The sequence below is a fragment of the Pseudomonas sp. Irchel s3b2 genome, assembly GCF_900187445.1.
Lineage (GTDB): Bacteria > Pseudomonadota > Gammaproteobacteria > Pseudomonadales > Pseudomonadaceae > Aquipseudomonas.
In genome coordinates this window covers 125,197-140,692 of record NZ_FYEB01000007.1, presented here as the reverse complement: position 1 = coordinate 140,692, position 15,496 = coordinate 125,197, and the positions used below count along the sequence as shown (strand labels likewise).

The window sequence follows — 15,496 nt, the reverse complement described above, 5'->3', positions numbered from 1 at the left end:
GCAGCCTCTAAGTCCCATGTCCGTCGCCGAAAATCTATTAGCGTTTACCTTCGCCGCCACACTACTAACGCTGACGCCAGGCCTCGATACCGCATTGGTCTTGAGAACCGCAACTGTGGAAGGTAAACAACAGGCATTCCGAGCTGCGTTGGGCATCAATGCTGGCTGCCTGTTGTGGGGCGCCGCCGTCGCCTTTGGTCTGGGTGCGTTGATTGCAGTCTCTGAGCTGGCATTCAATCTCTTGAAATACTGTGGCGCCGCTTACCTAGCCTGGCTTGGTTTGAATATGCTTTTGCATCCACGTACCTCACTGTCGCCCACTGAAACCGACGGAAAGCCAAATGCAAACTGGTTTCTGAAGGGAATGATGGGGAACGTCCTTAATCCCAAGGTTGGCATTTTCTACGTCTCTTTTCTCCCTCAGTTCATTCCCCAAGGGCACTCCTTGATTGCCTGGACATTTGGCTTGGTCAGCATCCACGTGGCGCTCGGTTTACTGTGGTCGTTAATGTTGATTAGCGCCACTCAACCACTGGCTGGCATTTTGCGGCGTGAAAATGTGACCAAGTGGATGGATCGCACCACCGGTATGGTCTTTGTTCTGTTTGCCACTCGGCTGGCGTTCAGCAAGCGTTGAGAACGGCATCTCCCCTGCTTTCACATTTCCATCAGTGATTGGGGTGATACCTGCCGAGGCAGTATTCCTACTGTTTTTTGCAAAGTGGCCTGAACCGGATACTTGGCCAAAGCATTGAGCTAGAGCCTTTTTTTCATTTTGACACATCTAAAAAGTACGCTACGATCCGCCGCACCAAAACGCATAGGGATTGCAGATGAACGTCAGAATTGAAGCGCATGAGGAAGGCAGTGGATGCACGGTCTGGCTCGACAACAATGCAGTGTCGTTCCAGAACCTGGAGGAAGCGAAGACATACGTGACTCAGTTGCAGGAACGGATTGAAGCCGCATCCAGTTCATTCGCTCAAGGAACAACAGATTCCGAGCAAATGTAAGCGTTCTGTCTAACAGCAGCTTTGGCTGTAAGCCATGGAGGGCTCAGCGCTGTCGGGATTGAAATAAAGCTGTTCATCGCGCCACCCAAAGTGTGGCTTAGGCGGACTAGCTTTAAGTGGTGGCCGCGGGTCACGCGAGCTTGATGGCTCCGCCCTGGATATCGTCACGCGCCATTCGTAAGTCAATAGCGTCCTGGTTGAGTCGATGAATCATGTTGAGCAACCGTTGGCGTAGCACTTCGTCTTGGAGCTGCTCAGCAGCACGCATCACATCAAGCGCCGCTGCCTCATTGTTGGTGGCAACGGCGTCGAGCAGTTTGCGCATGCTTCTTGATGGTCGATTCATCTCCAACTCCTTGGATTTCAGTGACGCGAATCATATGGCCAGAATGTTTCGTCAGTATTTCAGCTGCACGAACTGGCTTGAATCACCGGCTCCGGCTCATTTGACGCTAGCTGGTGGGACAACCTGAGGGTTCAATTACGCTTGTAGCAACCGTCATTGATGAAGCTAAGCGGCTCGCTCCAGAGCAAAGCTGATATAGACTTAAGTGTTGCGAGAAGCCGAACGTTGATAACAGATAGCCAAGGCATAAAAAACCACTACCTCATGTATGCGTGGTACATAAGGCGGTGGTAAAAGCGCAGTAGCTAGCTTAAGTTGTTTCAGTAATTGATGGTTTGAAGCAGTGTTATCAATTGCTCTGCCAATCTCATTTAAGGATGTGCGCTACGACTGTATCCAGACGGCCCCGCAAAATTCTCCTCAACACTTCCAGTGCCATCCAGATACCCGTGCTTACGCAAATCAGGCATTAACATCGAAGCAATGAACGTCACACATACCAACGCAATTACGGAGCGCAAAACCTGTCCAGCCTCGGTGCGGCACTGGGGCCGGTGCTTTGCGGCGTCGTATTGGCGACCCAGCCTCCCTACTACATCTTCTACATGCTCGCGCTCTTCCTTGTTGCCGGTGGATTGTTTTACGTCTTGGGCGCTTCCAATTTAAGCATTACAACGGATATGGAGACTGATTGAGGGTGACTCCTTACCGGTCACGAGCCCTGCTTGCGTGAGGTATTGCCACTCCCTACAGCCCCCCTCTCCTCATCACAGACGCTCTTTGGGAACGACTAGAAGCCGAAAGTCTTCGCGAGCCGTTCCCACAGGGCATCCGCTTCTATTTGAGCAACCGTCAACAGACCGTTATTTTTTCGAAATACCTCAAAAGCCCTTCCAACCGCTAATCAGTTAGTCCGGTTTTTTGACACTTCCCCGATACGCGGTCACAACTTTTGCCCTCCGCTGGGTCATAACACGATAGCTGTCGATGGAATATTGGCATCTACCGAGGTTTTCGCCTGATACGGAGATAAGCTCATGATTTTCAATGTACAAAATTTTGGCGCCAAAGGAGATGGCATCACTGACGACACGGCGGCGATACAAAGTGCAATTGATGCGGCGGCCGCTGCAGGCGGTGGGCAGGTGTATATGCCCACCGGAACTTATATCGTTTCGGGAGGAGAGGAACCTTCCGACGGTTGCCTGATGCTCAAGAGCAACGTCTACCTGTACGGCGATGGCATGGGCGCAACCACCGTCAAGGTGGCTGACGGCTCCGACACCAAGATCACGGGAGTCATCCGCTCCGCCTATGGCGAGGAAACCCACGACTTTGGCGTCAGCAACCTCACCATCGACGGCAACCGTGACAGCACCACGGGCAAGATCGACGGTTGGTTCAACGGCTACATTCCCGGCGAAGCCGGCTACGACTCCAACGTTACCCTCGACAGTGTCGAGATCAAGGATTGCTCCGGGTACGGTTTCGACCCCCACGAGCAGACCGTCAACATGGTCATCAAGAACAGCGTGTCCCACGGCAACGGCCTGGATGGCTTCGTTGCTGACTTTCTCAGCAACAGCACCTTCGAAAACAACATCGCCTACGACAACGACCGCCACGGTTTCAACATCGTTACCAGCACCCACGACTTCACCATGACCAATAACGTCGCCTACGACAACGGCGGCAATGGCATCGTGATCCAGCGCGGCAGCGAGGACATCCCCTCCCCCACAAACATCACCATCACCGGTGGCGAGGTGTACGGCAACGGCGCCGAAGGGGTGCTGATCAAAATGTCCAGCGAGGTGACCGTCAGCGGCGTCGATATTCACGACAACGCCAGCGCCGGGATCCGCATCTACGGCAGCAACCACGTCGAGATCATCGACAACACGCTCAACAACAATTCTCTGGCCAACCCCGTACCGGAGATCATCATCCAGTCCTACAACGACACCCTGGGCGTGTCCGGCAAGTACTTCAACGGCAGCGATAACACCATCCAGGGCAACATCATCATCGGCAGCAACCTGTCGACCTACGGCGTCGCCGAGCGTAATGAAGACGGCACTGATCGCAACGCCATTATTGGCAACACCATCAGTCACACCAGCAAGGGCGCCACGCTGATCTATGGCGACGGCAGCTACGTCAGCGCCACGGTGCCGATGATCACCGTGCAAGGTACGGCTGGCAACGACACCTTGCTGGGCAGCGTCGCCAGCGAGATTTTCTACGGCGGTGCCGGCAACGACACCATCAATGGCGGGGCCGGTGGCGACATTCTGGTGGGTGGTGCAGGCATCGACAAACTCACCGGCGGTACCGGCGCCGATACGTTCCGTTTCGCCGCTCAGTCCGACAGTTACCGCAACGCAACCGCAAGCTTCGATGACATCATCACCGACTTCGACGTCACCCAGGACAAGATCGACCTCGCCGGCCTCGGTTTCACCGGCCTGGGCAATGGCCGTGGCGGCACCCTGCAGATCAGCTACAGCGCCAGCAGCGACCGCACCTACATCAAGGACTACGATGCCGACGCCAGCGGCAATCGCTTCGAGCTGATTCTCTCGGGTAACCTGACCAGCACTCTGACGGCCAGTAACTTCATCTTTAATCGGGTGATCACCGGCACCAGCGGCAGCGACTCGCTGTTGGGCAGTGATTCGGCCGACACCCTCCTCGGCCTGGCGGGTAACGACAACCTCAGTGGCGGCGCGGGCGACGACAAGCTCGACGGCGGTGCCGGTATGGACACCCTCACCGGTGGCTTTGGTGCTGACATCTTTGTGTTCTCCAATCGCCTGGACAGTTACCGCAACTACAACACCGGCGGTGTCAACCTTGGCGACCTGATCACCGATTTTGATATCAGCGCCGACAAGATCGACCTCTCAGCCATGGGTTTCACCGGCCTGGGGGACGGCAAGAACAACACCGTGTACGTGGTGCTCAACAGTGCCGGCACCAAGACTTACATCAAAACCCTGACCGCCGATGCCAATGGCAACCGCTTCGAAGTGGCACTGGACGGTAATTACCTCGGCAAGCTGACCAGCGCCAATTTCGTCTTTGCCACGTCGTCACCGACCAACCAGGCGCCGGTGGTGGCCACGCCGTTGCTGGATCAGAACGCGACCGAAAACACCCTGTTCAGCTACGCGGTGCCAGCCACCAGCTTCACCGATCCGGATAATGACAGCCTCAGCTACACCGCGACCCTGGCCGATGGCAGCGCCCTGCCCGCGTGGCTGAGCTTCAATGCCACCAACCTGACCTTCAGCGGCACGCCGACCAGTACCGCGTCCGGCAATTACAACGTGCTGGTCAAAGCCACGGACCCGGCCGGTGCATCGGTCAGCGATAGCTTCGCCCTGGTAGTGGCCGATGCGCCCGCCAACACCATCACCGGCACCAACAATGCCGAAACCCTCAACGGCACGGCGGGCGCCGACCTGATCCTCGGCCTCGGTGGCAACGACACAATCAAGGCCGGCACCGGCGCGGACATCGTCGACGGCGGCGCCGGACGCGATTCGCTGTACGGCGGCGACGGTGCCGACACCTTCCGCTACACCAACGCACTCGACAGCTACCGCGACTATGACACGGGTGGTATCACGGCCACCGACACGATTTATGACTTCACCGCGGGCGTCGACAAGATCGATGTTTCCGGCCTGGGCTTTCTCGGCCTCGGCGATGGCAGCAATGGCACGCTGTACATAACCCTCAACGCGGCCGGCGACAAGACCTACATCAAGTCCGCCGAAGCGGATGCCGATGGCAATCGTTTTGAAATCGCCCTCAGCGGCAACTACCTCAACACCCTGACCGCCAGCGACTTCGTGTTCGGCGAGAGCACCCAGCAGGACATCCTCTACCTGCCCACCCTCGGCCAATCCAATTCGCGCCTGCTGCGCATGACGGAGGACGACGGTCAGTCCGGCACCTCGATGCTGGTCAACGACCTGGACCGCTACACTCCCTATGACGTGCGCAGCCAGTTCACCGATGCCAATGGCAACGGCATCGACATCGCGGTGGGCGGCAGCACGGTCACCGGCCTGTCGACGCTCAGCGCCGAGGAACTCACGTTGTGCTGGTGGCTGACCGACACCAACCAACCCGGGGCAGCGCTGTTGCGCGCCGTGACACTGCTGCATGACCAGCTCACCGAACTGCAATCCATCAATAACGTCACCATGGGCATCATTTGGGGCCAGGGCGAGGAAGCCGCCCAGGAGATCGGTCGCGCCACGGACAAAGCAGCGGCAGCAGCGGCCTACAAGGCCGCGACCCTGAAGGTGTTCGATTACCTGCATGCCCAGTTCGGCAATTTCAACGTGTACTTGATGGAAACCGGCCACTACGAACAGGACGCGGCGCGTGCCCGTGGTTACTCGGAAGAGAAAATTGCCTCCATCGTCGAGGGGGTTGGCTATGTCCGCGCCGCCCAGGAAGCCATCGCCGCCGAGCGCACCGACGTCAAGCTGGCGGTGGACTACACCGACCTCCCCTTGCGCTACGAAGTCGATCCGCTGGCGTATCCGGACGACGTCTGGCACCTGCACGAGGAGTCGGCAGAGATCGTCGGCCAGCGCCTGGCCGACTACATTGCCAATGACCTTGGCTTCCAGGGCAACCCCAACGACAACAACAGCGTGCAGGACATCTTCGACAACGCCCGGAACATGATTTCCGGTACCGACCAGGCGGATACCCTGATGGGCAGTTCGGGCAACGACACACTGGACGGTCACCTGGGCGCCGACACCATGACCGGTGGCGATGGCAACGACATCTATGTGGTCGATAACACGTTCGACCGCGTGGTGGAAACCAACACCTCGACTTCGCAGATCGATACGGTGCAGGCCTCGGTCAGCTGGACCCTGGGCGCCAATCTCGAGAACCTGGTGCTCACCGGTGTGTCGGGCATCAACGGCACCGGCAATGAGCGGCACAACTTCATTACCGGCAATGCCGCCAATAACGTGCTCAATGGTGCCGCAGGGGACGACAGCATGAGCGGCGGAGATGGCAATGACACCTACTATGTCGACAACGCCGACGACGCAGTGATCGAGACCAACAGCAATGCCGTTTCTGGAGGAGTCGACAGTGTGCACAGCAGCTTGGCCGCCTATACCCTCAGCAACAACGTCGAGCGTCTGTATATCGATAGCACTGGCGCCGCCAATGGCACGGGCAACACGTTGGACAACACGCTGTTCGCCGGAGCCGGCAACAATGTGCTGGACGGGCGCGATGGCAATGACACGGTGTCCTTTGAACGCGCCCTGTCCGGCGTTACCGTAAACCTCTCGACATCAGCGCAACAAAACACCGTGAGTTCCGGACTCGACACCTTGAAATTCTGCGAAAACCTGACGGGAAGCGCCTACGCCGACAGTCTGTCGGGCAACAGCGCCGCGAACGTTCTGAACGGGGGTGCGGGCAACGATACGCTGGTGGGCGGTTCGGGCGATGACCGGTTGATCGGCGGTGCAGGCACCGACAACCTCACCGGTGGCACTGGCGCGGATACCTACGCGTTTGGTGCGCTGCCGGACATGGGCGTCGGGGCTTTGCGCGATGTGATCAACGGTTTCAAGAGCACCGAGGGCGATCTTCTGGATTTCACCGGCCTGGACGCCAACCCGCAGACCGCCGCTGTCGACGCCTTCACCTTCATCGGCAGCAACACCTTCGACCCTGCCGACGCCACGGGCCAACTGCGCTTTGCCGATGGAATTCTCTACGGCAGTATCAACGCCGGGGTCACCCCCGAGTTCGAAATCCAACTGGTGGGCGTCCAGGAACTGCACGCCAGCGATTTCACAGGTTTGAGTTAGGCCCACATCCTGGAAGCGGGCTTGCCCTAAGGTCAGTCAGTTAAGGCATGGAATCCTGTAGGAGTGAGCTTGCTCGCGAAGACGGCGGTACAGTCAACATTGATGTCGCCTGATATATCGCTTTCGCGAGCAAGCTCGCTCCTACAGGCCCTTGCCAGGAGCTTTTTCACAATACGTAATGACCCGGGGCTGCATATAAAGGCGGATATTTGCGCGAGCCGAGTTTGCGCGGTGCTGGCTGGCTAGCTCCCGACCGTTGCTCAATCCACTGCCGCCAATGCGGCCACCAACTGCCGGTGTGGCGCTCGCCTGCGTCTTGCAGCCAGTTTTCTGGATCTGTGGCGGTGGCAGCGGCGGCGTAGAAATACGACTTCGGATTGCCCGGCGGATTGATCAAGCTCTGTAGATGGCCGGCATTGGAGAGGACGAAGGTGCTGTCCTCGCCGAACAGTCGGGCGGTACCGTAACAGCCTTGCCATGGTGTGATGTGGTCGGTGGTGCCGCCGATCACATAGGCACCGACCTTGACCTTGTTCATGTCGATCGGCTCACCCGCGATAAACAATGCCCCCGGCTTGCTATAGGGATTGTGCTGGGCCAGATCGAGGTAGTCGGCATGCAGTTTTGCCGGCAGACGCGTGGTGTCATTGTTCCAGGCAAGAATGTCGAATGCCGGCGGCTTGTTCCCAAGCAGGTAGTTGTTGACCCAATAGTTCCAGATCAAGTCGTTGGGCCGCATCCAGGCGAACATGCGTGCAATGTCCTGGCCACTGAGTGTTCCCTTGCACTGCGAGCTGGCCTTCGCCGCGCGCAGTACCGCCGGCGTGGCGAACAGGCCGATGGCGGTGTCGCCGAAGAGCGCGGGCATATCGAGCACGCACACCGCCCAACTGGTGTTCGCCACCTTGGCGCCTTCACCGCGCGCCGCCAGCCAGCCGAGATAGGCCGCGAGCGTCAGGCCACCTGAACAGGAACCCCACATGTTGACATCCGCGCTACCGGTGATTTGCCGTGCGACATCGACCGCCTGGTCAAGGCATAGCGCATATTCGGACAAACCCCAGTCGCGGTGCATGCTGGTCGGATTGCGCCAGCTGACAACGAACAGTTGTATACCGCTGTCCTGCATCCATTTGATCAGACTCTTGTCGGGCGACAAGTCGATGGCGTAGTACTTGTTGATCTGCGGTGGTGACATGACCAACGGGCGGGCATGCACGTTTTTCGTGGTGGGGGCGAATTGCAGCAGTTCGAACATCTCGGTGCGCAACACCACCTCGCCCTTGGCCGTGGCGATATTTTCTCCCACCTTGAACGGCGCGCTGTCCACCTGCATCGGCAACCCGCCGTTGTGGCGCAGGTCCCGGGAGAACTGCCCGATCCCTTTGACAACGCTCATGCCGCCCGTATCGAGCAACTTGCGCAACGCTACCGGATTGGTCAGCAGCAGGTTGCTCGGCGCCAGTGCATCAAACAACTGTGCGGCAATGAACCGGGCACGGCCCTTGTCTCTGGCATCGAGATGGGCCTGCTCGATAAAACGGCTCAGCTCGTCATTGCCAGCCAGGTAGCTCTGCAACAGGCCGCGCAACAGGGCATTGGATTGCCAGGCCGGATCGCAAAAACGTTTGTCTTTGGGATTCGGTGCCACGCTGGAGCTGCCGGCGACAATATTGCCCAGCTCCTTGAGGTAACTGCCAACATGCCGTGCGGCCTTGACTGGCGTCTTGCCCACGGCCTTGAACAGAGCACCGGAGGCGCTAAGCAGATCGACCGGGCGCACCTTGAGCAATGGCGTAGCAACCTGTGCTGGGGTCACTGTTTTGACCGTTTGTCCCTGGTTCTGCTGCCCTTGAAGAGGTTTTGGCGCTGCGCGGCGACGCTTGGCAGGCGTGTCTGTTGATCGAGTACTACGAGGTGGTTTATTCATGGCCGTTCTCTTGTTTTTGTACGCTAACGCAGTGTCGCGCGGCGGCCGGCATTCACCTTGACTTTGCGGGACATCAACCTGCTAAGCTGATAAATCGCTGTCCCAGGTTGATAAATCATCCATGAGTGGTCTAGTTCGCAGTGCCAGCTTGACCAACTACGCGCAAATAGCCCGATCGCTACACGTTGATCACCTGCAGCAATTGCGCCTCGTCGGCCTCGATCCCCGATGCCTGCTTCAACCAGACTTGAAAATTCCCAACGACGCCGTAGCCCGTCTGCTCGAAAGTTCTGCGCGTGAAGCGGGTGTGGACGATTTTGGCTTGCGCATGGCCGAAACCCGCAAGCTCTCCAATCTGGGGCCTCTGGCGCTGCTGTGGCGTGACGAGCCGACCATTCGTTCAGCCCTGGAGGCGTTCCGCGATTTCCTACACCTGCACAATCAGGGTCTGGTGTTGAACATCGAGGAAAGTGGCGGCGTGGTGGTTTTGCGCATGGAACAGGTCACGGTGGGAAACCTGCCGGTGCGCCAGGCGATGGAACTGTCAGTGGGGGTGACTCACCGCCTGTTGAAAACCTTGCTGGGGAAGCATTGGCATCCTTCAGTGGTTTGCTTTCGTCATGCAGCGCCGCTGGACGATAGTCGACACCGCCGCGTATTCGCCACCTCGGTGCAGTTCAACAGCCTGATGGATGCCATCGTCTGCCGCAGTACCGACCTTGACAAGGCCCTGTCCAGCGCCGACCCGGACAGGGCTCGTTATGTTCATCAGTACCTGAACAGTATCCGCGAAGAATCCAAAACAGCTTTACTTGAACAGGTGCGCCAGATGATTTGGATAGTCCTGCCCACAGGGCATTGCTCGGTGGAGCAAGTGGCGGTCAACCTGGGATGGGACAGGCGAACACTGCATCGCAAGCTTGCGCAGGAGGGTGAAACATTTTCCTCGCTGCTGGATCAGGTGCGTGCAGAACTGGCAATGCGTCACTTGGCATATTCCAATCAACGTTTGAGTGAGATAGCCGGGGTTCTGGGGTTTTCCGAACTTAGCGCCTTCTCCCGCTGGTTCAGCCGGCACTTCGATTGCAGCCCATCAACCTGGCGAGCTCGCCAGTCCAATCGGTTGACTTAGCAAATTCCCTGCGTATGCCGTCTTGCTACTCTTGATCTACCACCTTCCAACTGTCATCTGGGTCAAAGCGCTTCATTGACTGCACCAACTTGTCACCACCAGGCCCCAAATCTTTCTCGAACACCTGTCCCTCATGACTGATCATGAAACTCATCACCCCGGTGTCATCGTATTTCGCCGGCCAGGCGATCAGTGCAAAGCCACGGCTCATCTTGTCACCGATGAGGTAGCTGTAGGCGCCACCAGGTGCCGAAGGACCTTGGCCATCAAGGATGCGGAAGTGGTAACCATGCCAGTCCTCGTCGGCAATGGTTTTGCCGAACGAGGGACCCAACGGGCTGATCTGACCGCTATCGTCGTCCGCCCAGTAGAGTCCGTCGTGCTTGCCGGCGGTGCTGAAGATTTTCTGCGCATAGGCGAGTGCGCCGTCATCATTACGATCCACTGACGCATAGTCCATCTGGGCGTCGTGATAGGCCAGCACCGATTGCAACGCGGTGAGTTCGTTGCGGCCAATTCGACGTGCACGGATTTCGGCGCTACCGGCCTTGATGTCGAAGCGCCAACCGTTCGTGTCTTTTGCCATGGGTATTGGCAGTGTCCAGTGGTCACTGCCCACCGACAAGAGCGCCTTGCTGTCGCTGGTTTTTTCAATACGGTGTTGCTCGCGGTATTGCTTCAAAAACGCATCTACATCACTGCGCTGCACGCCTTCGAGCGGAATGAAGCTGTGCCATTCCTTCCCCAGCAACGCTGTCAGGCGTGCCTGATCGGCGTGTTCCGTACCCAGTGCTTCCACGAACGCTTGAGCGGCTTCTTCTGGCGTTGGAAAGGCCTGCTGTGCCGTAACGATGCACGACCACGCCAAGCCGGCAGTTATCGCCAGGACCTGAGGGAGCAAGCCCGTGAGTGCCTTCACTCGAGGATTGTTTTTCAACGACGGCCCCCCCTTTGACGCGATGGTGGACTGGAGGGGCGACTGACCTGATGGCCGGCCGATCGCGAGGCGCTGGGGCGCTGGGCGGATGCCTGGCTGGTCCGGCCACGACTGGCTTGTGCGTTGGTCTGGGACGGTGAGCGCGCGCCGGCGAATGCATTGTTGCGGGCACTGCCCGCACCGGCGGACGGCCGGTTTTGCGTAGCTTGACGCGTCTGCGAGGTGCCCTGTGCGCGCTGATTCACCTGAGCGGTCTGTTTCCTGGGCTGCTGACTCTCCCGAGTGTTTCTGGCAGTGTCCTGGCTTCTGTCAGACGTCCTCGGCCTGTCTGCACCTGCTTGCATCCGATTGCCGGCCGAGGTTCCGGACTGGGCTTCGCGCGCTCGGTCACGGGCTTCGCGGTTGCTGGTGGCCGGTCGTTCGATACCGTGCTTGTCCATTGAGCTACGGGCTTTTTCGCGCGCCTGGGCTCGTTGGGCATTGTCCCCTCGATAAGCCTCACGCTGACTGGCACCGCCCAGTTGTCGACCGTACTGTTCGCGGCTCTTGGTGTCTCGATAGGGAACGCCATCGCGGTGAACGGTGTTGTGCTGCCACTTGTTCTGATTATTGGTGATCTGGTTGTTGCGATTGATGTTGTTGTAACGATCGACGTCGATGTCGATGTCGTTGTTGTCCCAGTCACAATCACCCCACAACGAGCCGATGATTGCCACACCGGCACCAAACGCCAGCCCGGCCATCAATGCCGAACCGGGGTAATAGGCTGGCGGCGGTGGATAGTACACGGGAGGCGACGCAGGATAGGGCCAGGTGCCGTAGGTGGTTGTCGGGTTATAACTGGGTACGTACACCACCTGCGGATCGGCGGGTTCAATGATGATGGTGGAAGTGCTGCTGGCAGGGGCCGGAGCCTGAGCTGCCGGTGCCGGTGCCGGTGCCGCAGCAGCCTGAACCGTCACGCTCTGATATTGATTGCTCTGCAGGTTGCCTGCGGCTTGCGCCTGATGACGCAAGCGTTGCACGCCCCCCATGACATCGTCGGGCTGCGCCAGGAAAGCATCACCCAGGCGTTGTACCCAGACGGGATCCTGCCCCAGCGTTGCCAGAACCTGAGGGAAGGCGACCAGCGCCTGCACACTCGGATCCCAGGGTTGGTTCGCCACTTGTTTGACCGCATCATCACCCTTGGCGTCCGGGTGTGCTTTAGACCAGGTTACCGCCTCGACGACTTCCCCAGGGTACGTGGTGGCCATCAGCACCTGTGCCAGCAGTGGGTCCGGATAAAGCGCAATGGGCGCCAGCATTTGATCCAGCTGTTCCTGGGTAAACACGACATCTTTGGCCGCCGCCGTGACGGGCGCTGTGTCGGCAGCGTTTGCGGTCACGCTCGCATCCAATGACTGCGCCAGGCAGGAAGATCCGCTCAAAAACAGTACAGCTGACACCGCGTAAAATAATGGAATGCGCATTGCACCCCCTCTGTGGCCAGGCAGACTTGAGCGCCTTGATCGTTCCACCCTCCCCTGTACCGTCGCGCCCTTCAAAGACGATGCAGATCTTGATGCCCTTGCTTTCACCCACTCCCGCAACGGTTCAAGGGGTTATCTGGTAGCCCCGTTGCTGCATGCAACTGCTGTACGCGGAAGCAGTGGCAGCCGGTTCTGCCCGGCGATCCTCACGACGATCCTGACGTTGCCGGGATCCACCTACAACCGCACCTGCCACAGCCGCATCCTTGGCTTTGTTCTGTCGATATTCCTGTTTGACATCGTCATCTACTTTGTCATAAAGCTCGTCATGCTGACGACCGCGCGCTCCGGCAACCGCCGCACCTGCTACTGCGCCAGAAGCGGCACCACGGGCACGTCCACCTGATTCAGGCGTTGTGCTGGTGCTTGCTGTGTTGCTGGCTTGAGCCTGGCATGAACTAATGTCCTGCTGAATGATTTCAGGAGTCTGTCCTTTGAGCGGCGTTACGGTCTCGGCCGAAGCGCAAAGGCAGAATACCGAGACCATCGTAGCCAGACAGGGGGGGATGGATTTTTTCATAAAGACTCCACTGCTATCAGTGTGCTTTGGAATCTTTCAGTCTAGCTCAGCATCTGGGCGACCAACCCTGGAACAATGTTCTTATGATGCAACCTTTAATTCCTTTTGTACTTTCTACGCCCTCGAACGGGTGTGGCAAGTTTTGAGCACTGACTTACACTGCGATACACCCAATGTGAACGAATGACTGTTCAACGGATCGGTAGATCCACGGCAATCCGGGCATCACGTAATGATCAAGCCAACATGAAAACGGTCACGGCCCTTTTCACCTGTCTGCTCGCTGCCAGCGTGTGCGCGGCGATGAGCACCTGTGCAAATGCTTCGCCCGTTCTCCAGACCAGCTTCGACTGCGCCACGGCAAGGGCATCCGTCGAAAAGCTTATCTGTCGCGATCCACAACTGATGCAGATGGATATCGAACTGACGCGTCTTTATCGTCTGGCGCTCACGGATGATCATTCAGTGCCGCGTCCCGACAAAGTAATGATCGACCAGCAGTTCTGGATCGAGGCCCGTAATCAGTGTGCTTCCGAGCCTGCGCCCAAGGCATGCGCGATCCGAAGTTATGCCGAACGCGCGCACCAGCTACGCCAAGGCTCGGCCATTGCAAGAACCAAGGATCCAGACAGACTCACCGAAGGCCCCCTGGCTTTTCGGTGTACAGGGCTTAATGCGCTGATTGCCGCCACTTTCTTTAACACGCAGCCTGGTGTCGTGTACCTGAAATGGGCGAACTCCTCCATCACCCTGAGCCAGGTGCAGAATGATTTGGGAACCCAATACACGGGTAAAGATTCCCAGGGGAGCTACAGCTTCTGGCAAGACGGCAACGTGGTGCTTTTCCAGAAGCCAGGCTCAGGGGAAATGAGTTGTACGGCCGAGCCGATCGGCTGAGCCCGTCTCTCACGTACTCGGCGATTTATGCCACGGATAGCCTTTGGCACTGAGTTCAAAGGCGTATTTGAACAAGCGCTTCATGTACTCGCCATCGAATTTATGGAGGCGAGAAATGCGGAAGTCGGAGCCGATGTACGCCAGATTGAAGTCCGCCCCATCCTGCTGGGCAATTCGGTAAAGTCGATCCAGATCGCTGATCCCCTGATTCTGGATCAATGCGCTGATGGCTCGACCGCCGATGTTCAAGGTTCGGCGCTTCGTTCCGGACCATTGCAGTTCCAGTTTGCCGTTGCGAATGACATAGAAATGCCGTTCACGACGCAAACGCGCCCCGGGCACTTGGTTCAGCGCCATCACGGTGCCGGGTGGGTAAAGGAACACCTGCGTAAGGACACCTCCGTCCACGTGCATTTCCTGAAAAGGGTGGCCGTTAACGTCCACATCAATCATGACGGGCGAGACGGCACCGGGAATACTCATCGACGCGACCATGATGTTGCGAAACAGCTCAAGCGCTCCCGGTGCCTGGCTGGAGGCAATCGCGCCCATGTTCCAGGTGACCGGGCGCCCTGAATCAAGGTCGGTTGTACCGATCATCAGGAGCCGTCCTTTTTCGTATTCCGCCGCGATCGCCGCAAGAATCTCGGCAGTGACGTACTGTGCAATGAGCCGCGACAGTGGCTTGCTGTGCGCCATACCATCGCTGGTAAGACGGGTCAGCATATTGCGCGCATGGAAAATGTCTTTTGGACCGACTGCATTGCAGATACGCACAATAACATCGTCGTACTGGGGCCCCAGGTAGGCAAATGGGGCGACCAGGGCGCCAGCGCTGATGCCGGTGACAACTTTGAACACCGGTCGAGTCCCATGCTGGGTCCATCCCGCAATGATGCCCCCCGCGAATGTGCCGGCGTCGCCGCCGCCGGAAACGGCCAGCAAATTTGCCCGCGGCAGGATATCGTTCGGTAGCCCTGCCCTGGCGAGCGCTTCAGCCTCTCGAAGGTTGGCCTGACTCACATCCCGAATGAACGGAGTCAGGTCCTGATCCAGCCAGTAGCGAGCATCTGGAATGCCCGGGATGAGCGCTTTTTCCGTTAACGTTGGCGGCACCGCATCACGGCGTTGCAGGCACGCTTGACGCAACATGTTCAGTGTTGAGGCGCTAGGTCTGAGCTGGAATGGTTTCAACACGCCTCCTCCGGCCCCTGCAATTGACAGAGCCCATCATGCACACTCGACACCCATGACCCGCCTCTCAATGGCGAGTGGCCTGAACATCTTTCATGCTAGCGCAAGCTCAGGCGGTCGTAACG

Annotated in this window: 11 protein-coding genes and 2 pseudogenes; 6 read left to right on the top strand and 7 right to left on the bottom strand. The window is 58.2% G+C overall.

Going from position 1 to position 15,496, the window contains the following annotated elements:
• Positions 1–16 precede the first annotated feature (16 nt).
• Positions 17–637 (top strand): LysE family translocator, encoded by a 621-nt coding sequence (locus CKW20_RS17125; RefSeq protein WP_095053984.1) that lies wholly within the window; start codon positions 17–19, stop codon positions 635–637.
• 196 nt (positions 638–833) lie between these two features.
• Positions 834–1,013 (top strand): hypothetical protein, encoded by a 180-nt coding sequence (locus CKW20_RS17120; protein WP_095053983.1) that lies wholly within the window; start codon positions 834–836, stop codon positions 1,011–1,013.
• Positions 1,014–1,143: 130 nt separating this feature from the next.
• Here the strand turns inward: CKW20_RS17120 and CKW20_RS17115 are convergent, their stop codons facing one another.
• The gene (locus CKW20_RS17115; protein WP_095053982.1) at positions 1,144–1,359 is read right to left on the bottom strand and encodes a hypothetical protein; all 216 of its coding nucleotides are present in this window, start codon (positions 1,357–1,359) and stop codon (positions 1,144–1,146) included.
• Between the two features lie 509 nt (positions 1,360–1,868).
• Between CKW20_RS17115 and CKW20_RS29905 the strand changes: the two are divergent.
• A pseudogene (locus CKW20_RS29905) lies at positions 1,869–2,054 on the top strand (hypothetical protein); the annotation flags it as partial.
• A gap of 342 nt (positions 2,055–2,396) precedes the next feature.
• Complete coding sequence (locus CKW20_RS17100) at positions 2,397–7,229, top strand: M10 family metallopeptidase C-terminal domain-containing protein (RefSeq protein WP_095053981.1); 4,833 nt, start codon at positions 2,397–2,399, stop codon at positions 7,227–7,229.
• Positions 7,230–7,395: 166 nt separating this feature from the next.
• Here CKW20_RS17100 and CKW20_RS17095 read toward each other — a convergent pair whose 3' ends face one another.
• Positions 7,396–9,159, bottom strand: coding sequence for an alpha/beta fold hydrolase (locus tag CKW20_RS17095; protein ID WP_095053980.1), 1,764 nt, complete (start codon positions 9,157–9,159; stop codon positions 7,396–7,398).
• A 121-nt stretch (positions 9,160–9,280) separates the two neighbouring features.
• Here CKW20_RS17095 and CKW20_RS17090 point away from each other — a divergent pair, with 121 nt between their 5' ends.
• Positions 9,281–10,291, top strand: a complete 1,011-nt coding sequence (locus CKW20_RS17090; protein WP_095053979.1) for an AraC family transcriptional regulator — start codon at positions 9,281–9,283, stop codon at positions 10,289–10,291.
• Between the two features lie 25 nt (positions 10,292–10,316).
• On the opposite strand, the gene CKW20_RS17085 is transcribed toward CKW20_RS17090, so the two are convergent.
• The 4 genes and pseudogenes from CKW20_RS17085 to CKW20_RS17075 form a co-directional block, all read right to left on the bottom strand.
• Entirely contained in the window at positions 10,317–11,228 is a 912-nt protein-coding gene (locus tag CKW20_RS17085) for a DUF2950 domain-containing protein (RefSeq protein ID WP_371857436.1), read from the bottom strand.
• Complete coding sequence (locus CKW20_RS17080) at positions 11,225–12,700, bottom strand: DUF3300 domain-containing protein (protein ID WP_095053978.1); 1,476 nt, start codon at positions 12,698–12,700, stop codon at positions 11,225–11,227. Before CKW20_RS17080 ends, CKW20_RS17085 begins: the two co-directional genes overlap by 4 nt.
• Before the next feature lie 28 nt (positions 12,701–12,728).
• Positions 12,729–12,829, bottom strand: a pseudogene (locus CKW20_RS30185) (polyphosphate kinase 2); the annotation flags it as partial.
• Positions 12,825–13,280, bottom strand: a complete 456-nt coding sequence (locus CKW20_RS17075; RefSeq protein WP_095053977.1) for a YMGG-like glycine zipper-containing protein — start codon at positions 13,278–13,280, stop codon at positions 12,825–12,827. The gene CKW20_RS17075 and the pseudogene CKW20_RS30185, both read right to left, overlap by 5 nt.
• Positions 13,281–13,526: 246 nt before the next feature.
• On the opposite strand from CKW20_RS17075, the gene CKW20_RS17070 reads away from it, so the two are divergent.
• Positions 13,527–14,177: an MliC family protein gene (locus CKW20_RS17070; protein WP_095053976.1), complete on the top strand. Its 651-nt coding sequence runs from the start codon at positions 13,527–13,529 to the stop codon at positions 14,175–14,177.
• Between the two features lie 9 nt (positions 14,178–14,186).
• Here the strand turns inward: CKW20_RS17070 and CKW20_RS17065 are convergent, their stop codons facing one another.
• On the bottom strand, positions 14,187–15,371 hold the full coding sequence (locus tag CKW20_RS17065; RefSeq protein ID WP_176466916.1) for a patatin-like phospholipase family protein: 1,185 nt from the start codon (positions 15,369–15,371) through the stop codon (positions 14,187–14,189).
• Positions 15,372–15,496: the final 125 nt, after the last annotated feature.

What these genes read in the sequence shown, in the direction of transcription:
- CKW20_RS17115 (WP_095053982.1), bottom strand. Translation starts at nt 1,359, where the DNA reads ATGAATCGACCATCAAGAAGCATGCGCAAACTGCTCGACGCCGTTGCC.
- CKW20_RS17090 (WP_095053979.1), top strand. Translation starts at nt 9,281, where the DNA reads ATGAGTGGTCTAGTTCGCAGTGCCAGCTTGACCAACTACGCGCAAATA.
- CKW20_RS17125 (WP_095053984.1), top strand. Translation starts at nt 17, where the DNA reads ATGTCCGTCGCCGAAAATCTATTAGCGTTTACCTTCGCCGCCACACTA.
- CKW20_RS17095 (WP_095053980.1), bottom strand. Translation starts at nt 9,159, where the DNA reads ATGAATAAACCACCTCGTAGTACTCGATCAACAGACACGCCTGCCAAG.
- CKW20_RS17070 (WP_095053976.1), top strand. Translation starts at nt 13,527, where the DNA reads ATGAAAACGGTCACGGCCCTTTTCACCTGTCTGCTCGCTGCCAGCGTG.
- CKW20_RS17080 (WP_095053978.1), bottom strand. Translation starts at nt 12,700, where the DNA reads ATGCGCATTCCATTATTTTACGCGGTGTCAGCTGTACTGTTTTTGAGC.
- CKW20_RS17100 (WP_095053981.1), top strand. Translation starts at nt 2,397, where the DNA reads ATGATTTTCAATGTACAAAATTTTGGCGCCAAAGGAGATGGCATCACT.
- CKW20_RS17075 (WP_095053977.1), bottom strand. Translation starts at nt 13,280, where the DNA reads ATGAAAAAATCCATCCCCCCCTGTCTGGCTACGATGGTCTCGGTATTC.
- CKW20_RS17120 (WP_095053983.1), top strand. Translation starts at nt 834, where the DNA reads ATGAACGTCAGAATTGAAGCGCATGAGGAAGGCAGTGGATGCACGGTC.